We start from the raw sequence: 20605 nt of genomic DNA on the forward strand, positions 1-20605 counted from the left end.
AAAAACGGGAGATGTTATCTCCCGTTTTATTTTATAACTCAATAATAAATCAGTATTAAATTTTAAACTGCCCAACTAACTTGCCAAGATTGGTCCCTTCCTGCGACACAGTCTGACTCACCCTTGCCGCATCTTCACTGGAATGTAGCAGCTCATTCACAATTTCTTGGATAGCATAAACGTTACGGTTGATTTCCTCGGTCACAGAGCTTTGCTCGGTAGCCGCGGTGGCAATTTGGGTACTCATATCGTTAATCGCCGTTACCGCCGAGGTAACCGAACCTAAGCTTTCAGAAATAGCACGGGAAGATTCAACCGAGCGCACACAACTCTGCTGACTCTCGTCCATGGTTTTCACCGCCTGCGAGACCAGCTTATGCAGTTCTGATAGCATTTCATTAATTTCTAAGGTGCTTGCCTGAGTTCGGCTGGCTAAGTTACGTACCTCATCGGCTACTACGGCAAAACCCCGTCCCTGTTCACCGGCTCGGGCAGCTTCAATGGCTGCGTTAAGAGCGAGCAAATTGGTTTGCTCGGCAATGCCACCAATCACCGACAATACGCTGTTAATCTTCTGCGATTGTTCACTCAACGATTTGATACTGCCCGCGGCATTATTGATTTGCGCCATCAATCCAGCAATTTCTTCTAATGATGCATCGACACAGCGCTGAGCGTTAGCCACATCACCTGTCGCCGCTTGAGTAGCTTCGGCCACTTGGGTGGTGTTTTGCGCGACTTCACTCGCGGTAGATGACATTTCAGTAATCGCGGTAACGACTTGGTCAGTCTCATTGTTGTGACTGAGCAGTTGGTGTGACATCACTTTCGTTTGGTCATGAATCGCATTGGCAGCCGTTTTGACTTTGGCGGTCGCATTCGCCACATCACCGATAATGGTTTGTAGCTTATCGACAAACAAGTTAAAAGCTCGACCTAATTGAGCAATCTCGTCTTCACCTTTAACCATTAAGCGCTTAGTTAAATCCCCTTCACCTTGAGCGATATCATTAAGATTATCAGCCATATTTTTGATCGGCACGACCATTCGATGGGCGGCGACCATAATGATAAACGCCGTAATCCCCGTTAACACAATGGCGATGAGGAGGATCATAAACGATTTCTCAGCCATCTGTTCAGTCACAGTTTGTCGATAATCTTCAACTACGGCTTCAATATCATCAATATAAGCGCCAGTTCCTAACATCCAGTCAGTACCGGGAACCATCATCACGTAGCTTATCTTCTCAATTTGCTCATTGGTATTAGGCTTCTGATAATAGTAAGAAAAGTTACCATCACCCCGTTTAGCAGCATCCAGCAAACCAACAATAATTTTGGTGCCGCGCGGGTCGGTCATATCGATTTTGTTTTGCCCTTCTAAATTAGGCATTAAGGCATGGAATATATTTTTACCTTGAGAATCATACATAAAGAAGTAACCCGCACTGCCAAAACGAATATCTCGCAATGCTTGATTCACATTACCTTGCTCCTTTAAGGACAATTGGTATTGCACAATTCCCGCGGCAATTTCGGTCGCTTCTTTAATTTGTTGTTTACGTTCGCCCACTAATTTTGTTCTAAAGGTCACAACCTCTTCCGCGAGAGATTCCTGTTCGACATAGTAGGAAACGGTCATTAACACTAATAAGGTCAAGATGAGGGGAAACAAAGATAACAGCAGTAATTTATTACGCAGGCTTAAATCTGAAGAATCCCCTGATGATTTACAAATAAATCATCAAATTAGGGTGGAAGCGCATCTTGTTGCATGATCAAATGGTTTCGCCAAAAACTACACTTGGACAACAAGATGCGCGAAGCCAATATCCTACAACATTCTTTACACCAATACTGCCCAGAACTTCACCTAAAACGATTAAACAGCTTGATGCTGGCCTCTAAGGCACTGATTGAATGTAAGACACTGACCTTGACTGAGTTAGGTCGAAATTTACCAACCACGGCCCGAACCAAGCACAACATCAAGCGCATTGATCGTTTGCTCGGCAACACGCATCTGCATCAAGAACGGTTAGCTGTCTACCAATGGCATGCCCGCCTCATCTGTTCTGGTAACCCTATGCCGATTGTGCTCGTCGATTGGTCAGACATCCGAGAGCATAAACGCATCATGGCTCTGCGCGCCTCAATAGCCTTCAATGGCCGCTCTATTACCCTGTATGAGAAGTCCTATCCCCTATCAGAACAATGCTCTAAGGCCTCCCACAACGGTTTTTTAGCGGACTTAGCCAAGATTTTACCTTTGCATGTTACCCCTCTCATCGTGACTGACGCGGGGTTCAAAGTGCCTTGGTACAAAGAGGTTGAGGCGCATGGTTGGTTTTGGCTAAGCCGTATTCGCGGTACAGTTCAATTTGCAGATATTGGCGCTGAAAATTGGCGTGCAGTTCGCAGTACACATGACTTGGCCAACGGTCAAGCGAAGAGCCTGGGTTGTAAGACCTTGACCAAAACTAACCCTATCAATTGCCATCTCACGCTTTATCGTAGCAAACCTAAGGGGCGTACAAATCAGCGTTCAACGAGGACTAATTGCCACCATCCATCGGCAAAAACGTACTCAACATCGGCGAAAGAGCCTTGGGTGTTAGCCAGCAATTTACCACCAGAATCTCGGAGCCCAAAGCAGCTGGTAAACCTGTACGCCAAACGTATGCAAATAGAGGAAACCTTTCGTGACCTCAAAAGCCCGGCATACGGCTTTGGCTTACGCCAAAGTCGTACCAACAGTCCAGAGCGATTCGACATCATCCTACTGATAGCGTTGATGGTTCAATGCCTGTTGTGGCTAGTTGGTTTACACGCACAGCAACAGGGCTGGGATAAGCATTTTCAGGCCAATACCATTGGGCATCGAACGGTACTCTCAACGATTCGCTTGGGATTGGAGGTACTCAGGCGGCCTGATTATCAAATCACGGAGAAAGAATTGCTGGCGGCCTGGGTATTATTCGCCAATCAGTTGCTCAAATATGGCTATGCTATGGCTGATTTATGAGGGGATCCTTCAGGGCTTAAATTCGACATGCTTGCTTACTCCAGAGTGATGTAATTTATATTTTTTATATGGTCGAAGTATAGCCAAAAAGGTGCATCCACTTAGCGCTTGGGTTAACAAAATTTTCTATAGAGGATAAAAATTATACTCAACTGATTTTAAGCTAATAATATCAGTCCTATGCCACATAGGCTAAAACCTAAGACCAGTAACAACATCTGCGGTTTAAAGAGTTTTAATGCACCAAAACCAAGCAAGACAACAGCCATATCCACCGCAGATAACACCCCTTGGGTAAATACAGGTTGATACAGCGCAGCCGCCAATAATCCCACCACACAGGCATTTATGCCCGAGAGCATGCCGGCAATCTTGGGCCTTGCGGCAATCGCATGCCAACTTTTTAAGCCCACCAGCATCAATAAAAATCCCGGTAAGAATATTGCTACAGTTGCGATGACCGCACCGACAAAGGGATTGTCTAGCATCATCTCAGCGCCAAGGAAGGTGGCAAAGGTAAACATAGGCCCAGGCACGGCTTGGGCAAAGGCGTATCCGGTGAGAAAACGATCGCCGCTCATTGTATCACCCACAGCGGTTTCAAGCAGTGGCAGCACCACATGGCCGCCACCAAAGACTAAACTCCCGACACGAAAAAACTCACCAAAAATCCCTGCTTCAATCCCCAGATTTAAGGCAAAAAAACTCGCCACAAATAAGACAACGAATAATCCTAAGCTCAGGTAATTTAACCTAATCGGTTCATTTTTACTGGACTCGCTCTCAGTCGCACTCAGGAATGACATACCTAAAATGGCAGCAAGCAACAGTAAGGTGATTTGTGTCCATAAGAAAGGCAGAATGAGTATCGCAGCGGCACTACCGAGCATGAGTAAACGCGCCGTTTGCCGTTGACAAAATTGCTTAAACATCGCCAATACCGCATCTGCGACAACCACGACGGCCAGCAGTTTTAAGCCATGCACAATGCCTTGCATGTACTCGTTACCTAACCAAGCGGCAGTCGTCACCGCCAACAAATACATCAGCACGAAGGAAGGCAAGGTAAATCCAGCAAAGGCGGCTATCGCCCCTAAAAGCCCACCACGATGATAACCAATAGCAAACCCCACCTGACTCGATCCCGGCCCCGGCATAAATTGGCTTAAGGCTACAAAACTGGCATAACGTTTATCATCAAGCCAGGCGAGTTCGTTGACAAAGGTCTGGCGAAAATAACCAATATGCGCCGCTGGGCCACCAAAGCTCATCAGACCAAGAGAAAAAAAACGTAAGAATATCTGTAGCATAAACTTTGCCCTTCGACGCATAAAGTGAACAAGATTATGTCACTAAAAAGACAGTTTAATGAAAGCTAAATCAGCAAGACACAAAAATACTCAACCAAAGGTAAAATGAACAAAATTCCTTTTTATCAACCTCTAAACTATAGCGATCTACTGCTCAGGAGATCATTCATTTAGATCGCTTAATCTTTTACCAACATGGCTAAGACTTCGAAATGATCCGAATGGGGAAAGAGATCGAACAACTGCACCTTAGTTAATCGATAGCCACGAATATGGGCGAGATCTTTAGCAAGGGTTTTGGGATTACAACTGGAATACAAAATCGCCCTAGGGGCAAATTCACTTAAGGCGTGACACAGGGACTCACCAATCCCACGACGCGGCGGATTGACAATAATCAAATCGGGCTTTGTTTGCGCCGCATCACCCTTGGCAAAATCGGTAGAGTCGAGGGCCATAAACTGCACGTTATCCAGCCCCATCATTTGCGCCGACATCTTAGCGCACGCAATCGCCTCGGCTTCGATTTCAATCCCAGTTAAAGGGATATCTTTGGAGGCGCAGTGCAAGCCAAAACCGCCCACACCACAAAATAAATCCCACAGGGACTTTGGTGCAAATTCACCAACCCACTCACGGGCGGTTTGATACAGCTTTGCAGCAACCTGTGGATTCGTTTGAAAAAAGCTTTTTGGGCGAATAAACAAAGGCACATCGTTAAAGCGCTCTTCAAGACGAGTATTTTCAGTTAAGAAAATTTCCTCATCCCCTTCAAGGATCGCCATATGAATGGGCTGAATATTTACCGATACGACGCTGATTTGTGGATATTCAGCCAGCAACGCGGGTAATTCCCGTTCAATACGGGCAATGGCATCGGATGAGCGCAGCACAAAACGCAGCATATATTCGCCGCGCACTTGGCTGCGCGTCAGTAGAATAAACTTAAGCTCGCCCTTGGCTTTATCGATACGATACGGCGGGATACCCGCTTGCTGCACAAAACGCTCCAGACGGTGGAGCAACGCTTGCATATCAGCAGGATACAGCAAGCAGTCACAGAGACTCACCGCCTCACCGCTTGGACTGACAATCCCCAGTACAGGCGCATGAGCCGCGCCCAGCACCACCATTTTCGCCTTGTTACGAAAACCTTGGTTCTCACCCACTACGGGCGGCAAAAATTGGGTATTAGTATGCTCAACAAATGGGGCTAACAATTGCTGTAATTCTTGGGTTTTCGCCGCTAATTGCATCGACATAGGGAGCTTAATATGACGACAGGATTGGCATTGGCCTTGTTCAAAATACCCACATTGCACTAATGTACTCACAGCATCGTACCCACAGCAGTTCCCGTCTATCTTATCTATTGAGATGGCGAGTGAAATTGAGATAACAACTGAAGCATAACAAATACCGTAACGGCCTCAGTTAAAAAGCGCCACACTTTAGCGTTTTTATGCAAAAAGATCATCTTCAACCACAGCATCACACCCAATGTTAGACAGAATTAAGTTAATCTGAGGCTGTCTACATCGGCGATTGGTGGACGTTTCCCTAACTTTTGTTCAATCCATTCAATTACTTCAGCAGAAGTGCTTCTAAAGGTCGTGAGTTTGCCACCATATAAACTCAGCAGCCTTGGATGCGAAACTGAGGTTTGCATTAAGGTATCCCGAGGCCGCTCAAAAGCGGAACTAGCCTGTTTAGGTAGCACTCGCACGCCACAATAGGTTTGCACTATCTTAGCCTTAAGCTCCTCAATCGATGGGGAAAGTGGAAAGTAATGACGATAAATACCTAAGAGGTAATGAGTTTCAGATTCCGTTACTTGGGGAGGGGTATCGATGGATGTCAGCACTGTTTCAGTGGTGCCAATGAGCATTTGTCCATACCAAGGCATCACAAAAATCACCCGCTTATCGAAGCAGGATTCTAAATATAAAATCCCCTCTGGTGCAGGCAAGTCGAGCAATAAATGCGCTCCCTGCACCCAATCGATTTCAACACCCGCAAGAGGCGGCTCAACGTTAGCTAATACCTGATTAACCCAAGGGCCAGCGGCGTTTATCACGAGCTTGGCATCAATTTGTTGTACTTGGCCGCAATGGCGAAAGCTAAGCTCAATATGCTCCCGTAAATGATTGAGCTGCAAAAACTCTGCCTCGGCATAGATCTGCGCGCCAAGTGCTTGAGCGCTGCGCGCCACTGCTTGAGTGAGTAATTTATCGTCGGTTTGTGCATCCCAGTATTGGAATACCGCTTTTAACCCCGTGAGTTTAAGCCCGTTAAAACGATGCCAATGCACTGCGGGAATAGAGACAAAACGCCCAAGCGGATCAAATTCACTCAACAATGCATATAAACTCAGCCCAGCACGTATCGTCAACGGATTGCGTTGACTGTCCTGATAGACGGGAATGTAGAAAGGAACAGGTTTGACTAAGCTAGGCGCCAGATCCAGTAAATTTCGCCGCTCAAGCAGTGACTTACGCACGAGATTAACTTGCCCACTCTCAAGGTAACGTAGGCCACCGTGGATAAGCTTACTGGAATTGGCTGAGGTTTGGCCGCCAATCTCACCTTTTTCAATAAGTAAAGTTGAATACCCTGCCGCTGCGGCATATTGGGCAATGCCGACACCGCTGATGCCACCACCGATAATAGCAATATCGAATGAACTCATAGAGGTTTTATCCATCCTGACGTGCTTCTGGCTAACGTATCCCAATTCTTTCGAATAGAGATACCTAATCTACACTGTGCAACTGTGCCAATGCTTTATCACACATGGCTTTTAGCGCTTTAAGATCATCAATCTCAGCCCCAATTTTACAGCGCATTAAATGCGGGATCTCACTGGCCTGTTGCTTTAACGCCTGACCAGCAGAAGTCAAACTGAGCACCCGAACCCTTTCATCCTGTTCGCTACGACCGCGACTCACTAATCCCTTTGACTCTAAACGTTTAAGTAACGGCGTCAATGTACCCGAATCGAGGAACAATTTATCTCCTAAGGTCTTCACGCTAATCCCCTGCTCCTGCCACAACACTAGCATGACCAAATATTGGGGATAGGTTAAATCTAGCTTATCAAGCATAGGACGATAAGCTCGCACCATGGCATTTGCTGCACTGTATAGAGAAAAACAAACTTGATTCTCTAGGCATAACACATTGTCTGTATTGGTGGTTTCAGACATTTCTAACGCCTTTTCCATTGAAGTTAACTCATAGCTTGGCATAGTCATTCCAAAAAACTTAAATATATTGCGCACAATATACTTGCATTCACACTAAAGATCGAACTATAGTTTACCACAATTAAATTGCGCACAACTTAAATTAACCATTTAAACACTGAGGATCTAAACATGAAAACATTGTATGAAACCCGAGCAACCGCCAGAGCAGGTCGTCAAGGCCAAGTCAGTACCGATGATGGGTTACTCGATGTAGCACTCGCCTATCCAAAGGCAATGGGCGGAAGTGGATTAGCAACGAACCCTGAGCAACTGTTTGCAGCAGGTTATGCGGCTTGTTTCTCTAATGCGGTTTTGCACGTTGCCAAAATCGGCAAAGTGGCCATTACTGAAGCGCCTGTCAGTGCTGTGGTTGGCATTGGTGCCAATGATGCGGGAGGTTTTGCCTTAACTGTCGCCCTAGAAGTCAATCTTGACCTGCCGCAAGCTGAAGCCGAAGCCTTAGTACAACATGCCCATCAAGTGTGTCCATATTCTAACGCTACACGTAATAATATCGATGTAAAACTGAGTGTTAATGGCATAGCATTAAACTAAGCGCTTAACCATAGACTGAAAAGCAGCTTGGGGTGCTTTTCAGTTATTCGCAGCTTATTTCCCCAACAGTAAACCTGCCTCACTTCCCAAAAACCAGTTAATCGCGAGTTAACTAACATTTCTTAATGCTTAATTTAATCAAAAGGATTGAATTCAGTAGAGTAATAGTCAGAAATCCATTTAAAACACATCTTGTCCACAATTGTGGAGGCACTATGACTAAATACTTAACCCAATTCGCTCTGCTATGCTCTCTCGCATTAGCAATGCTCAGTGCACCTAGTTGGGCCGACACCCCAAATACTTCCGATCAAACGTGGCATTACGTCAACGCCCAAGGTGAGCTTAAGATTAAACTCTACTTTTTTTGGTCGAAAACCTGTCCACACTGCGCACAAGCTCACCCTTTTATTGATTCACTACCGCAAAAATATCCGTGGATAGAACTTGAATCCCATATGGTTTCTGCACCTGGCGTACAGGATATTTGGCAAAATATTGCCGCCAAAACTGCCACAGAAGCCCGCTCAGTTCCTTATATGGCGAGCTGCGAAAAAGCCATTATCGGTTATTCCAGCGAAGCGGTTACTGGCGAGTTCCTCGTTAATCGTTTGAAGAATTGTTACTTATCCTTAGGTGGTCAGCTAAGCGAAGCGGATATGCCAACAAAGGGAGCTGCGTCAACTGCACCGACCAATAGTGAACCTCTGTTTGGCACTTGCGGAACCGATTCAGGTGAAGGCACCTGCGATGCAACTAGCTTGGCAAGTACCGACCAAGCTGAAGTACAACCCGTTGAATTACCACTTGTCGGAGTGGTCACTCCCGAGACGATGTCACTCCCGCTGCTAACGTTAGTACTTGCTGGCGTCGATGCCTTTAACCCTTGCGCCTTCTTCGTATTGCTGTTTTTACTGTCGATTATGGTTAATGCGAAGAGCCGTAGCCGTATGCTGTTAGTCGGCGGTATCTTCGTGTTCTTCTCTGGCTTTATTTATTTCCTGTTTATGACGGCATGGCTGAATATCTTCAAACTGCTAGGAGCAGGTAGTGATGGTGGAATGATCATCTTAGCGGCCGGGGTCTTAGCCTTGATCGCAGGCACCATTAACGTAAAAGACTACTTCTTTACTAAAGGAGAAGTCACCCTCTCAATGTCAGCTGAAAACCGTACGAGCCTGATCAAACGCATGGGGAAACTCTCTAATTCCAGTAGTTTAGGCGCCTTAATTCTGGGATCGACTGTACTGGCGATTTTAGCCAATGCCTACGAACTGCTCTGCACCGCAGGCTTCCCAATGATCTATACCAGCGTACTATCCATGCATAACCTGCCTGAGATTGAGCGCTATATGTATCTGGTTTTATACAACATTGTCTATGTGATCCCGCTGGCAATTATTGTGATTGTATTTAGTGCGACCTTAGGCAAACGTAAACTGACCGAAAAAGAAGGCCAAGCACTCAAGCTGATGTCGGGTGTGATGATGTTTGGTATGGGGGTTGCGCTAGTGATTGATCCCACTGCGCTACAGAGTGTTGGGCTGGCACTGGGATTAATTCTAGGTTCATTGGGCTTAACCGCCATCATAGTACTTAGTCGTAAGTTACTCACGGCAAAAGCGAATAAAGCGGTATAAGCAATAACAGGGTTTTGGATTGGCAAACTTAGGATAAAGGACTAAAGTAAAACCTGAGCTTGCCGATACAAAGACTCAGCTTACAATTGAGGTTAGTTATGTCTATTTCACTGAACACCCAAGCTATCACGCCTAACTTAGAAAATGGTGCCGTTGGCGTTAAAGTGGCGCAGTTAGCCAAAGAGCAGCAAAAGGCGGAAGGTCAAATTGCCGTTGATTTAATTAACGCAGCCACACCTCAACCCGTGGGAAATACCGGCCACAATATCAACACTACGGCCTAACCCACCCGCAAGAGATTGATAAAAAGCGCCCCGAACATCGGGGCGCTTTTTTATTTAAGGTATTCGAATGAAGTTAAGCCATTTGAACGGGCTAACCTGAGGCTCTGCCCGGTTCAGCCCTAAGAAAAGGCATTACCATTCACATGCATAATAGTGAAAGTCCACACAACAAAGGCCAGAGGAATATGCACTAAGGCATAAAAACATTGGTCGAGTCGACTCATCCCTTTGGCAAGCCAAATCAAATATAAATGCAGCCCAATAACAGCTGGAAACAAGGTAAACAGTGGATACAAGGCAAAAGGGCTAGCATCGGCTAACAAGCTGTGGCTTAACAGGGCCCAAGCCACCATTAGCGCCGTGGTTATAGGTGGCATGGCAACACGATACTGCTCTGGATACGGAAACATCCTTGGCCTCTTACACTTATTTAATACTTATGGTGGCAGTTGACCCCAAATGGGATCACTGGAGCGGTTTTCGCGCGATCAACTGCGCCTTAGCACTTTCAATACCCGTAACAGCATCGCTTAACCGCCCTTCAAAGTAATTCAAAGGTCGCCAGTTAGCAAATACGGATTGTAGTTCGTGTTCTTTGAGTAAAAAATCGGGATTGCGAGGGCGGCCAATTTCCGCCTGTTGCCACGTAAAGGTCTCATAGACAATGAGTCCCCCGAGCTTAAGGCTAGCGGCAATTTGCGGAAACAGTGGCCGATGTAAGTAATTAAAGACTAGCACTATATCAAAAGTGTCTTGGGGTAACAGAGGGGCGCTGCCATCTTCTAAATTCCACTGCCATTGATGTGCTTTGTCGTGTGTTAGCTTGGCCAATGTACTCAAATCCTGGTCGATAAAGGTCACTTCACAGCCTTGATTCAGAAACCACAATCCATTTCGCCCAGAACCACAGGCTAAATCCAATACCTTAAGCCCTGCAAGCTCGGGCCATTGAAACTGGGTAATTAAGCTCGAAGCTGTGCAGAGTGTAGCGTGTGTCATCCCTTTATCTCTTTTTTAGTGTCTATCTGTTTGCGATGCACTATCGAATAGTGTCTGAGTCCAGACGGGCCATGAGAGACTATCACAGATAAAAATAACACCAAGATAAACAACTCTGGCTTGTAATTGGCAAGGGGGATAAACAGACAAAGCAAACCTAATTTTCCAAGGGTTAACACACCCTTAAGTTGAATTAACCAACGCCAATCCCGAATAATTTCCCACAACATTAATATGCTGCCGGTGCTCATGGCGAGATACCAATAATTTAACCAAAGGGATTTATCAATGTTTAATAATATCCCGCCACCCGCACCTGCAATGCCTAATATATGTAAAGCCCTTAAGGCTGTTTTACTAAGTCGCTGTACCCAAAAACGTTTTTCAGAAATCTGCTGCCTAGGCATAAATTTAACCCCTCAACACCACTTAAATAACATTTTGGAAAAATATAATATATTTATTCAAAAAACACTGGTGGAATTTAATTATTTATAGAATACTCACATTATAAATTCTCGCACATTCATGACCAAGAGCAAAATCAAAAATAAACCATTAAAATCAAATCTATAACAACAAAAAACTGACTATACCCACGCTAAAAAACAATTATTAAATTATAATTAAGCCCACCAAAATATGTTAACTCACGCAAGTTATACCGTATTCTCTAAGTGATTAACTTCAATTTCAGTAATATTTTCAGCCATATTGCACATTTCAATTATGTAATTCTCACTGTAACAATCGTTATGTGACCTAAGTACGCATATACCTCTTTAGATAGTGGTAACTTTGTTCGTGGAGAATACTCTAAAAGCGCGTGAGCCACGTAAAATATAAATATCACGCCATGATGAATAACCCTTATTAAGTAGATGAAATGTACGGCGGAGGAACAATTATGTTCACAAGAAAGATTCAAAAAACAGCACTAGCCATGCTGATCTCTGGTGCAATGGCTGGCACAGCCTATGCTGCACCAGAAGTACTAGCCGATTTTCACGGTGAAATGGGTGGCTGTGATAGCTGCCACGTATCAGACAAAGGTGGCGTAACCAACGACAACCTGACTCATGAAAATGGCCAATGTGTTAGCTGCCACGGTGATCTAAAAGAACTGGCTGCTGCAGCGCCAAAAGATAAAGTTTCTCCGCACAAATCTCACTTAATCGGTGAAATCGCTTGTACCAGCTGCCACAAAGGCCACGAAAAATCAGTAACCTACTGTGATGCTTGCCATAGCTTCGGCTTTGATATGCCATTTGGCGGCAAGTGGGAACGTAAGTTTGTTCCTGTTGATGCAGACAAAGCAGCTCAAGATAAAGCCATTGCCGCAGGCGTGAAAGAAACAACTGACGTTGTCGTTATCGGCTCTGGTGGTGCAGGTCTTGCTGCCGCCGTTTCAGCCCGTGATGCTGGCGCAAAAGTGATCCTGTTAGAAAAAGAACCTATCCCAGGTGGTAACACTAAACTGGCTGCTGGTGGTATGAACGCCGCAGAAACTAAGCCACAAGCTAAGTTAGGTATCCAAGATAAGAAACAAATCATGATCGACGACACCATGAAAGGTGGTCGTAACATTAACGATCCTGAATTAGTGAAAGTCCTGGCCAACAACTCTTCAGACTCTATTGATTGGTTAACCTCTATGGGTGCCGACATGACTGACGTAGGCCGTATGGGTGGCGCAAGCGTTAACCGTAGCCACCGCCCAACCGGTGGTGCAGGTGTTGGTGCTCACGTTGCACAAGTACTGTGGGACAACGCCGTTAAACGTGGTACTGATATTCGTTTAAACAGCCGTGTTGTACGTATCCTTGAGGATGCGAGCGGTAAAGTGACCGGCGTTCTAGTGAAAGGTGAATACACTGGTTACTATGTGATCAAAGCCGATGCGGTAGTTATTGCTGCTGGTGGTTTCGCGAAAAACAACGACCGCGTTGCTAAGTACGATCCTAAATTAAAAGGCTTTAAAGCAACTAACCACCCAGGTGCTACCGGTGACGGCTTAGACGTCGCTCTGCAAGCTGGCGCAGCAACACGTGACTTAGAATATATCCAAGCTCACCCAACTTACTCACCAGCCGGCGGTGTGATGATCACCGAAGCCGTACGTGGTAACGGTGCGATCGTGGTTAACCGTGATGGTGACCGTTTCATGAACGAAATCACTACCCGTGACAAAGCATCTGCTGCGATCCTGAAACAAAAAGGTGAAAGTGCTTACCTCGTATTCGATGACTCTATCCGTAAGAGCTTGAAAGCCATCGAAGGTTATGTTCACTTGAACATCGTTAAAGAAGGTAAAACCATCGAAGAGTTAGCGAAACAACTCGATATACCAGCAGCTGAACTGGCAAAAACAGTGACTGCTTATAATGGTTTCGTGAAATCAGGTAAAGACACTCAATTCGAACGTCCTGATTTACCACGTGAGTTAGTTGTCGCACCTTTCTATGCCTTAGAAATCGCGCCAGCGGTTCACCACACAATGGGCGGTATCGTGATTGATACTAAAGCCGAAGTGAAGAGTGAAAAAACTGGTAAACCTATTGAAGGTTTATACGCTGCGGGCGAAGTCACTGGTGGTGTGCATGGTGCTAACCGCTTAGGTGGTAACGCTATCTCTGATATCGTGACCTATGGCCGTATCGCAGGTGCATCAGCCGCTAAATTCGCGAAAGATCACTAATATCAATCCTTTCTAGGTTAATGGACTAACCTTAGGCTCACATAGCACGACCATGAGAGCCAAGCTTGAACACTCAAGCTTATCGACACAAGCGAGCCGTCAGGGGCTCGCTTTTTTTATGCTTTTTTGAGCAATTGATGACTAAGCTCACTCTTTTTACGGGGTAAATTCATCACCAGAGGACAAATGTCGCCGAGTCACATACACTCAGTGCCAGTAACAATGTAACCCTTAGGTGATTGAAATGAGAATTGGATTTTTTAGCGCAAAACATTATGACATGCAGCATTTTAACCGTACTAATGCCGCATTTGGTGCGCAAATTGAGTATTTCGATTATCGTCTCTGCATGCAAACGGTAAAGCTTGCCGAAGGTTTTGAGGTGGTATGCGCCTTTGTTAACGACTCTCTCTGTGAAGAAGTGTTGGTCGAACTCGCTAACGGCGGAACAAAAATCATCGCCATGCGCTGTGCAGGCTTTAACAATGTCGATTTAGTCGCCGCAAAACGTTTAGGTATGCAAGTGGTCAACGTGCCCGCCTATTCCCCCGAATCCGTAGCCGAGCACACGGTCGCCTTAATGCTGACCCTAAACCGCAAAATCCACAAAGCCTACCAACGCACCCGTGATGCTAACTTTTCACTCGAGGGGTTAGTCGGCTTTAACATGTTTGGCAAAACTGTTGGTGTAATTGGCACTGGTAAGATTGGGGTCGCCACCATTAAGGTATTGCTCGGTTTTGGCTGTAAAGTGATTGCCTTTGACCCCTACCCAAATCCTGCGGTAGAAGCGCTCAATGTGGAATATTTAGATCTCGATACCATTTACGCCACCAGCGATATTATCAGCCTGCATTGCCCATTAACCGCCGATAACCACCATCTGCTGAATAAAGAAAGTTTTGCCAAGATGAAACCCGGCGTCATGGTGATCAACACTAGCCGCGGCGGTCTGCTCAATGCCTTCGATGCGATGGAAGCCTTAAAGCTCGGCCAAATTGGCTCCTTAGGGTTAGATGTGTATGAAAACGAAAAAGAACTGTTTTTCGAGGATAAGTCGAACCAAATCATTCAGGACGATGTTTTCCGTCGCTTATCCGCCTGTCACAACGTGATTTTTACCGGTCACCAAGCCTTCCTTACCGAAGAAGCATTGGGCGCGATCGCCAACACAACGCTGAGCAATGTGAAAGCCGTGCTCGCGGGCGGGCGCTGTGGTAATGAACTGTTTTAACTGACAGATTAATACCTGACTGCTAAAGTGAGGCTTCAACGTTTGAAGCCTCACAGAGAGAATCTCAATATGTTAGTCACTCAGGAAACTCAGGATATCTCCACGCCTTCAGGGCTAATGCGTACTTACCTCTACCGCCCAGATGCCACCGGGCAATTCCCCTGTATCATTTTTTACTCTGAGATATTTCAGCAAACCGCGCCCATCGCCCGCACCGCAACAATACTCGCAGGCCATGGTTTTGTGGTGTTAGTGCCAGAGGTATTTCACGAGCTTAATCCGATAGGCACAGTGCTGGCCTACGATGATATGGGTAAAGACAAAGGCAATGCCGATAAATTTGCCAAGCCCTTAGAGCAGCACGACAGCGACACCCAAGCCCTTATCGATTTTGCCCGTCAGCAGAGTTATTGCACCGAAAAAGTCGGCAGTATGGGCGTGTGTATTGGCGGCCACTTAGCCTACCGCGCAGCACTCAATCCCGAGATTTTGGGCGCGTTTTGCCTCTATCCCACCGACATACATTCCAATACCCTACCCTGTGCCTATGGCAATGACTCGCTGAGTCGCACAGGCGATATTCAAGGGGAATTAGTGTTAGTGTTTGGTAAGCAAGATCCCCATGTATCGCCCGAGGGGCGGGTATTGATCCACCAACAGTTGATGGCTAAAAACCGCAACTTCAGTTGGCTTGAGGTGAATGCTCAGCATGCCTTTATGCGTGATGAGGGCGAGCGCTACGATCCCGCGCTAGCACTGCAGATGTATCAGCAAGCTGTGGCGTTTTTCCAGAGGGTACTGCGATAATATTGTTATTATCCAACCCATAAATCTAAACCATTTTATGGGTTGGATAATTCAAAAGCTTAAGCAGCAGGTGTTGCTGGCGCATGTAAACGGCTTTGGCTATAAGCAACAAGTTCTTGGTTACTCACTCGCGTGATAAAAGCACCATCGAGGAAAAAGTCCACATCTTCGCCAACTTTACGGCCCGATAATAACTGGGTGCTACCGTCTTCGTAGGCTAACGTCATAGTGACCGTATGCTCATCGGGGTAGGCAATTTGCGCCTGAGTCAGCTTCACTGGCGCAGATCTAAGCTCATCACTCACGTGTGGATTAATCTTAAAAATCGCCTCAACTGGCATATCAACCACAGCGGGTGATTTATCGGTAATCGGATTCTTGCCAGTCCAAAACTCAATGGTATTAAAGATGAACAGATCGCCTGTCGCCGCGATGCCATACACAGGGCTTAACAGCATAAACAAGCCTGCACGACCATAACGGTTATCCACCGCACTTAAATTTCCCTTAGTCACCATTTGGCTTAAACCCATTTGTCCCATACAACCGGTTAACTGGGTCGCGAGTAGCGTGCCAATCGTCACAGCTAAAAGTTTAGATTTCATTAAATTAGATCCATTAGGTAAAAACAAAAGCGCGGATTCTACGGATTCGTGGGCACTAAACCGTGCAACAGGGCACAATCTAAGGTAAACAAATGGAGGGAAATGTAATCAATAACACTGATTTTGTTATATAAAACAGATTAAGCAACGAAAGCTAACGTCAAGATAATAAAACTAAGTGCTTGCGAGTGCGCCGACAACAGTTTGCTAATAAATGTACCGCGATGGCGCACATACAGGAGAATGGTTACTCGAGGTCGAGTTTCTTTTTGCCATCCTGCAACGCTTGACGCTCGGCAAGCGGTGACTGATCGGCCAGCTTTAACACCGCCTTCTGCAGCATCAAGTTGTTGGGATAGGTGATGGTATCGCCATTATCCCTTAGAATAAGTACATGAAACAGCGCGATTTCAATAATCACTCCACTGATATCTTCATCCTTATCCACCACCCGAATACGTTCACCGATCCGATACGGGAACACGAAAAAAATCAGCACACCAGCCGTTAAGTTGCTCAAGATAGACCATTGAGCGACTAAGGCGACACCCATCACCGCAAACGCGGAGGAAACAAACAGCGACACATCTTGATAACCTAATCCAAGTGAAACCGCCATTAACGACAAAGTGATAAAAAACATCACATAGGAAATAAACCGCGTCACAAGGCTAGTACGGGCCGCACTCACCTGCTTCATTAATGAGAGTTTTTTCACCCATTGAGTTAATGCTCGCTGCAAAAAGATAAACACCACAAGATAAATACAGGCAAGCAGGATTTGATTTGTCATAATAGCCACTTAAAAAACGAAACCAGCTGAATTCTAACTTTTTTATACCTGCACGCAAATCAGCTCAACGCAAATAGAGTAATAATGACCATGGCCGACGCAATTTTGTTACACGAAACTCACGATACATTCGGGCCTATCCGCGTGCTCGACTATGGTGATTCGCGCGTGCTCTCCTTCGGTGACAACGATGAACAAAGCAAAATCCTAAAAACCGCTCCCCATATTCCACAGCATACCTATGTACAGGGCATGATGCTGGTTCTGTTATTTTGTAAACCCAAAAGTGCGATAGTACTGGGTCTGGGTGGCGGTGCACTTATCCATGTGCTGCGCCGATTTGACGCAGCCATCAAGCTAACCGCAGTAGAGCTTCGTCCCACGGTTATCGAACTGGCCAAGCGTTACTTCCAACTCCCAATAGGTAAAAAGCTGAATGTTATCAATGATGATGCCCTCGTCTTTATGGCATCGGCCGAGCATAAAAAAGTCGATGTGATTTTTGCTGATATCTACAGCGCCAAAGGCGTTAACACCGGGCAACTCTCGGCGACCTTCCTTGAGCAATGTACTCAACGGATTAAACCCGATGGCTATTTAGTGCTGAACTGCTGGAAGGAACATAGCCAAAATCGGGAGTTACTCGCCGATTTGCAGCACCATTTTGCCCACGTACATGCCTGCCTCACCAGTGGCGGAAACTGGGTGATTTTTGCTAGCCAAATACCGCAATCACTTGGCGCCAGCGCACTTAAGAGCCAAGCCCAAAGCCTGTCACAGCAATTGGATTTTGCCCTTGAGCGTTCACTAACACGTTTTGGCCCTTGGATTTAAGATTAATCTCAGTCAAATGGCGTAAATTAGTTAACCCTAAGACTCAGCTTTGCTATGCTTCTCACTCTCCACAGATATGAGTTGTCACCATGAAAAATAAGAATAAATTTTTGTTAAGCGTTATGGCTCTGGCGTGCCTTAACTCTCTCAATGCTAACGCCGAAACCTTTAGTTTTGACACTCGTAATTCACTTAATTCAGATACCTTAGTACTGTTCCAAAGTACTGATTCAACAACCTATAGTCTCGATTTTTTGCCCCAGTCGACTCAGGATCAACTCAATCTTGCGGTAGCTGATAATAGTTTTTCGGGTAAACGCGGAGAAATTTTAGAGATTTTAGTCCCGAGCGAAATCGACGCAAAACGAGTATTACTGGTTGGGATTGGCGATGCTAAAACCCTAACACCTGGTGAAATCAATACCTTAGGTGGCAACATTGCCGCCAAACTTGAAACCGTGCCACAAGCCACGGTACGCGTGCTGAGCCAAGGCCTCAGTAACGCACCTCTCTTTGGTTCAGAGCTCGCCCACGGCATTGAGCTGCGTAGCTACCGCTACACTCAATTTAAAACCAGCAATCGCGCCGAGAAGAACTATCAAATCGGCGTTGATGACTTAAGCAAAAACCAAAAACATCATAAGAATCTGCAAGCTATCGAAGCGGGTGTGTTTTTAGCGCGCGATCTTACCAATGCCCCAGCGGGAAACATGTATCCCGAAAGCTTTGCTAACGAGGCGCGTAAACTCAAAGCCCTCGGCGTAAAAGTCACAGTACTCGAAGCCAAAGATATTGAACGCTTAAACCTCGGCGCCTTAGCGGCCGTAGGTAAAGGCAGTGAGCGCCCACCTAAGCTGGTTGTCGCCCACTGGCCAGGCAGTAAAGAAGCACCTATCGCCCTCGTCGGTAAAGGTATTACTTTCGACTCTGGCGGTTACAACATTAAAGCAACAGGCACCTCCATCGCGCGGATGAAGTCCGATATGGCGGGCGCGGCAACTGTACTCGGTACAGTCAAGGCGATGGCGATTCAAAAGGCGCCAGTTAACCTTGTCGCCATTATGCCGATGGCTGAAAATATGGTGTCGGGCCATGCGATGATCCCAGGTGATGTGATTAAAACCGCCCAAGGCCTTACGGTTGAAGTGCTCAACACCGATGCCGAAGGCCGTTTAGTGCTCGCCGATGGTCTCTGGTATGCCCGTGAAAACTACCGCCCATCGGTCATCATTGATGTTGCCACCCTTACAGGCTCAAAAGTCAGTGCGCTAGGCACCGTTTATGCGGGGTTATTTACCGATTCAGAGCCGCTAGTGCAGCAACTCACCTTTGCGGGTCAACAGGTGGGTGAAAAAGTCTGGCGCTTGCCGTTAGATCAAGCCTACGACGACGAGCTAAAATCCACCATCGCCGACTTAAAGAATACCGGTAAAGAAGGCAGCGCGGGAGCATCGTCTGCCGCCATGTTCCTCAAACGCTTTGCGGGTGAGCAACCTTGGGCTCACCTCGATATCGCTGGTAATGCCTTAACTGCCACCGATACTGCCGTGGTGCCCGCTGGTGCCACAGGTTATGGCGTACGCCTGCTCAGCACGTGGTTAACCCAGCCTAAGGCGCAAAACTAGAACCTAGAACTTCAGTAGCTTGTTGCAACCGTTTTTATGTTTAAAGGGATATCGTCGATATCCCTTTTTTATTACCCTTCCCTAACGCTACATAACCAAATTAAACAATCGATTAGCCGCTAAGACACGCCAGTGCTGAAAAATCGATTAATCCATCATATCAAACCCAATAAATTCGATAAAATCGATTAGGATGATAGTTTTTATCCGTTATATTTATCGTCGTTAGGTCAGTAATATACTTCTCATCGACGGGGGAACAAGCTAATGCCCGTCACTAAATTCACCATAATCAACTAAATGGAAGCATAAAATGACTCAATCAATTATCAACAGCACCATCAAACCATTCAAAGCCACTGCTTACCACAATGGTGAGTTCGTGCCTGTAACAGAACAAGATCTGTTAGGTAAATGGTCAGTTGTATTCTTCTATCCAGCAGACTTCACTTTCGTTTGCCCAACTGAATTAGGCGACATGGCGGATCACTACGCTAAGTTACAATCTATGGGCGTTGAAGTTTACTCAGTTTCTACTGACACTCACTTCACTCACAAAGCATGGCACGATACTTCTGACACTATTAAGAAGATCAACTTCCCAATGCTGGCAGACCCTACTGGTGTGATCAGCCGTAACTTCGGTGTGATGATCGAAGAAGAAGGTTTAGCACTACGTGGTACTTTCGTTATCAACCCAGAAGGCCAAGTGAAAGTTGCTGAAATCCATGACTTAGGTATCGGCCGTAGCGCTCAAGAACTGGTTCGTAAGATCCAAGCGGCTCAATACGTTGCGACTCACGATGGTGAAGTTTGCCCAGCTAAATGGCAACCAGGTGACGAAACCTTAGCACCATCTTTAGACCTCGTTGGCAAAATCTAATCTCGCCTAAAGGTCAACCCCGCCAATCTGACTCCCCCCTGCATGAGTCAGATTGGCACCCC

General features: G+C 46.1%; 20 protein-coding genes. 10 read left to right on the forward strand and 10 right to left on the reverse strand.

Going from position 1 to position 20605, the window contains the following annotated elements; genetic code table 11:
• Positions 1-55 precede the first annotated feature (55 nt).
• Positions 56-1741: a methyl-accepting chemotaxis protein gene (locus CEQ32_RS11565; protein WP_088586056.1), complete on the reverse strand. Its 1686-nt coding sequence runs from the start codon at positions 1739-1741 to the stop codon at positions 56-58.
• 78 nt (positions 1742-1819) lie between these two features.
• Between CEQ32_RS11565 and CEQ32_RS11570 the strand changes: the two genes are divergently transcribed.
• Positions 1820-3028 (forward strand): IS4-like element IS10A family transposase, encoded by a 1209-nt coding sequence (locus tag CEQ32_RS11570; RefSeq protein ID WP_088585397.1) that lies wholly within the window; start codon positions 1820-1822, stop codon positions 3026-3028.
• A gap of 158 nt (positions 3029-3186) precedes the next feature.
• On the opposite strand, the gene chrA is transcribed toward CEQ32_RS11570, so the two are convergent.
• From chrA to ohrR, 4 genes are all read right to left on the reverse strand, one after another.
• Positions 3187-4338 carry a chromate efflux transporter gene (gene chrA, locus CEQ32_RS11575; protein ID WP_109277515.1) on the reverse strand — a complete coding sequence of 384 codons (1152 nt, stop codon included), beginning with the start codon at positions 4336-4338 and terminating at the stop codon, positions 3187-3189.
• Positions 4339-4517: 179 nt separating this feature from the next.
• Positions 4518-5672 (reverse strand): 23S rRNA (uracil(747)-C(5))-methyltransferase RlmC, encoded by a 1155-nt coding sequence (rlmC, locus tag CEQ32_RS11580; protein ID WP_088586057.1) that lies wholly within the window; start codon positions 5670-5672, stop codon positions 4518-4520.
• Between the two features lie 179 nt (positions 5673-5851).
• Positions 5852-7027 (reverse strand): glycerol-3-phosphate dehydrogenase/oxidase, encoded by a 1176-nt coding sequence (locus CEQ32_RS11585; protein WP_088586058.1) that lies wholly within the window; start codon positions 7025-7027, stop codon positions 5852-5854.
• A gap of 64 nt (positions 7028-7091) precedes the next feature.
• On the reverse strand, positions 7092-7586 hold the full coding sequence (gene ohrR, locus CEQ32_RS11590) for a hydroperoxide resistance transcriptional regulator OhrR (protein WP_088586059.1): 495 nt from the start codon (positions 7584-7586) through the stop codon (positions 7092-7094).
• A 129-nt stretch (positions 7587-7715) separates the two neighbouring features.
• Here ohrR and CEQ32_RS11595 point away from each other — a divergent pair, with 129 nt between their 5' ends.
• The 3 genes from CEQ32_RS11595 (at position 7716) to CEQ32_RS11605 (ending at position 10065) form a co-directional block, all read left to right on the forward strand.
• Positions 7716-8141 carry an organic hydroperoxide resistance protein gene (locus CEQ32_RS11595; RefSeq protein WP_047538267.1) on the forward strand — a complete coding sequence of 142 codons (426 nt, stop codon included), beginning with the start codon at positions 7716-7718 and terminating at the stop codon, positions 8139-8141.
• 215 nt (positions 8142-8356) lie between these two features.
• Positions 8357-9781, forward strand: a complete 1425-nt coding sequence (locus CEQ32_RS11600) for a cytochrome C biosynthesis protein (RefSeq protein WP_088586060.1) — start codon at positions 8357-8359, stop codon at positions 9779-9781.
• Between the two features lie 98 nt (positions 9782-9879).
• Entirely contained in the window at positions 9880-10065 is a 186-nt protein-coding gene (locus CEQ32_RS11605; protein ID WP_011621607.1) for a hypothetical protein, read from the forward strand.
• A gap of 119 nt (positions 10066-10184) precedes the next feature.
• Here CEQ32_RS11605 and CEQ32_RS11610 read toward each other — a convergent pair whose 3' ends face one another.
• From CEQ32_RS11610 to CEQ32_RS11620, 3 genes are read right to left on the reverse strand one after another with little or no spacing between them, the layout of a single operon-like run.
• Positions 10185-10475 (reverse strand): hypothetical protein, encoded by a 291-nt coding sequence (locus tag CEQ32_RS11610; RefSeq protein ID WP_037414668.1) that lies wholly within the window; start codon positions 10473-10475, stop codon positions 10185-10187.
• A 55-nt stretch (positions 10476-10530) separates the two neighbouring features.
• The gene (locus CEQ32_RS11615; RefSeq protein ID WP_088586061.1) at positions 10531-11064 is read right to left on the reverse strand and encodes a class I SAM-dependent methyltransferase; all 534 of its coding nucleotides are present in this window, start codon (positions 11062-11064) and stop codon (positions 10531-10533) included.
• On the reverse strand, positions 11061-11471 hold the full coding sequence (locus CEQ32_RS11620; protein WP_037428760.1) for a hypothetical protein: 411 nt from the start codon (positions 11469-11471) through the stop codon (positions 11061-11063). The genes CEQ32_RS11615 and CEQ32_RS11620 overlap by 4 nt, the downstream gene beginning before the upstream one ends.
• Positions 11472-11971: 500 nt before the next feature.
• Here CEQ32_RS11620 and fccA point away from each other — a divergent pair, with 500 nt between their 5' ends.
• The 3 genes from fccA to CEQ32_RS11635 all read left to right on the forward strand — a co-directional run bounded on the left by fccA (position 11972) and on the right by CEQ32_RS11635 (position 15803).
• Positions 11972-13762, forward strand: a complete 1791-nt coding sequence (fccA, locus tag CEQ32_RS11625) for a fumarate reductase flavoprotein subunit FccA (protein WP_037414671.1) — start codon at positions 11972-11974, stop codon at positions 13760-13762.
• Positions 13763-14006: 244 nt separating this feature from the next.
• Positions 14007-14996, forward strand: coding sequence for a lactate dehydrogenase LdhA (gene ldhA / locus CEQ32_RS11630; protein ID WP_055647423.1), 990 nt, complete (start codon positions 14007-14009; stop codon positions 14994-14996).
• Between the two features lie 69 nt (positions 14997-15065).
• On the forward strand, positions 15066-15803 hold the full coding sequence (locus CEQ32_RS11635) for a dienelactone hydrolase family protein (RefSeq protein WP_069453423.1): 738 nt from the start codon (positions 15066-15068) through the stop codon (positions 15801-15803).
• A gap of 59 nt (positions 15804-15862) precedes the next feature.
• Here CEQ32_RS11635 and CEQ32_RS11640 read toward each other — a convergent pair whose 3' ends face one another.
• Entirely contained in the window at positions 15863-16408 is a 546-nt protein-coding gene (locus CEQ32_RS11640; protein WP_037414674.1) for a DUF3332 domain-containing protein, read from the reverse strand.
• A 247-nt stretch (positions 16409-16655) separates the two neighbouring features.
• A complete protein-coding gene (locus CEQ32_RS11645; RefSeq protein ID WP_037414676.1) occupies positions 16656-17201 on the reverse strand; it encodes a mechanosensitive ion channel family protein in 546 nt (181 codons plus the stop codon).
• Positions 17202-17291: 90 nt separating this feature from the next.
• Between CEQ32_RS11645 and CEQ32_RS11650 the strand changes: the two genes are divergently transcribed.
• The 3 genes from CEQ32_RS11650 to ahpC all read left to right on the forward strand — a co-directional run bounded on the left by CEQ32_RS11650 (position 17292) and on the right by ahpC (position 20543).
• Positions 17292-18035, forward strand: a complete 744-nt coding sequence (locus tag CEQ32_RS11650) for a spermidine synthase (protein WP_050991411.1) — start codon at positions 17292-17294, stop codon at positions 18033-18035.
• An 89-nt stretch (positions 18036-18124) separates the two neighbouring features.
• Complete coding sequence (locus tag CEQ32_RS11655) at positions 18125-19660, forward strand: leucyl aminopeptidase (RefSeq protein ID WP_088586062.1); 1536 nt, start codon at positions 18125-18127, stop codon at positions 19658-19660.
• A gap of 313 nt (positions 19661-19973) precedes the next feature.
• Positions 19974-20543 carry an alkyl hydroperoxide reductase subunit C gene (gene ahpC / locus CEQ32_RS11660; RefSeq protein ID WP_011621596.1) on the forward strand — a complete coding sequence of 190 codons (570 nt, stop codon included), beginning with the start codon at positions 19974-19976 and terminating at the stop codon, positions 20541-20543.
• The last annotated feature ends 62 nt before the right edge of the window (positions 20544-20605 follow it).

The sequence above is a fragment of the Shewanella sp. FDAARGOS_354 genome, assembly GCF_002209245.2.
In the GTDB taxonomy this organism is placed as follows: Bacteria; Pseudomonadota; Gammaproteobacteria; order Enterobacterales; family Shewanellaceae; genus Shewanella; species Shewanella xiamenensis.

Coding starts and splice junctions, on each gene's coding strand:
- CEQ32_RS11645 (WP_037414676.1), bottom strand. CDS start 17,201: ATGACAAATCAAATCCTGCTTGCCTGTATTTATCTTGTGGTGTTTATC.
- CEQ32_RS11570 (WP_088585397.1), top strand. CDS start 1,820: ATGCGCGAAGCCAATATCCTACAACATTCTTTACACCAATACTGCCCA.
- CEQ32_RS11595 (WP_047538267.1), top strand. CDS start 7,716: ATGAAAACATTGTATGAAACCCGAGCAACCGCCAGAGCAGGTCGTCAA.
- CEQ32_RS11640 (WP_037414674.1), bottom strand. CDS start 16,408: ATGAAATCTAAACTTTTAGCTGTGACGATTGGCACGCTACTCGCGACC.
- CEQ32_RS11615 (WP_088586061.1), bottom strand. CDS start 11,064: ATGACACACGCTACACTCTGCACAGCTTCGAGCTTAATTACCCAGTTT.
- fccA (WP_037414671.1), top strand. CDS start 11,972: ATGTTCACAAGAAAGATTCAAAAAACAGCACTAGCCATGCTGATCTCT.
- CEQ32_RS11635 (WP_069453423.1), top strand. CDS start 15,066: ATGTTAGTCACTCAGGAAACTCAGGATATCTCCACGCCTTCAGGGCTA.
- ahpC (WP_011621596.1), top strand. CDS start 19,974: ATGACTCAATCAATTATCAACAGCACCATCAAACCATTCAAAGCCACT.
- CEQ32_RS11600 (WP_088586060.1), top strand. CDS start 8,357: ATGACTAAATACTTAACCCAATTCGCTCTGCTATGCTCTCTCGCATTA.
- ldhA (WP_055647423.1), top strand. CDS start 14,007: ATGAGAATTGGATTTTTTAGCGCAAAACATTATGACATGCAGCATTTT.
- CEQ32_RS11655 (WP_088586062.1), top strand. CDS start 18,125: ATGAAAAATAAGAATAAATTTTTGTTAAGCGTTATGGCTCTGGCGTGC.
- CEQ32_RS11610 (WP_037414668.1), bottom strand. CDS start 10,475: ATGTTTCCGTATCCAGAGCAGTATCGTGTTGCCATGCCACCTATAACC.
- CEQ32_RS11620 (WP_037428760.1), bottom strand. CDS start 11,471: ATGCCTAGGCAGCAGATTTCTGAAAAACGTTTTTGGGTACAGCGACTT.
- chrA (WP_109277515.1), bottom strand. CDS start 4,338: ATGCTACAGATATTCTTACGTTTTTTTTCTCTTGGTCTGATGAGCTTT.
- CEQ32_RS11605 (WP_011621607.1), top strand. CDS start 9,880: ATGTCTATTTCACTGAACACCCAAGCTATCACGCCTAACTTAGAAAAT.
- ohrR (WP_088586059.1), bottom strand. CDS start 7,586: ATGCCAAGCTATGAGTTAACTTCAATGGAAAAGGCGTTAGAAATGTCT.
- CEQ32_RS11585 (WP_088586058.1), bottom strand. CDS start 7,027: ATGAGTTCATTCGATATTGCTATTATCGGTGGTGGCATCAGCGGTGTC.
- CEQ32_RS11650 (WP_050991411.1), top strand. CDS start 17,292: ATGGCCGACGCAATTTTGTTACACGAAACTCACGATACATTCGGGCCT.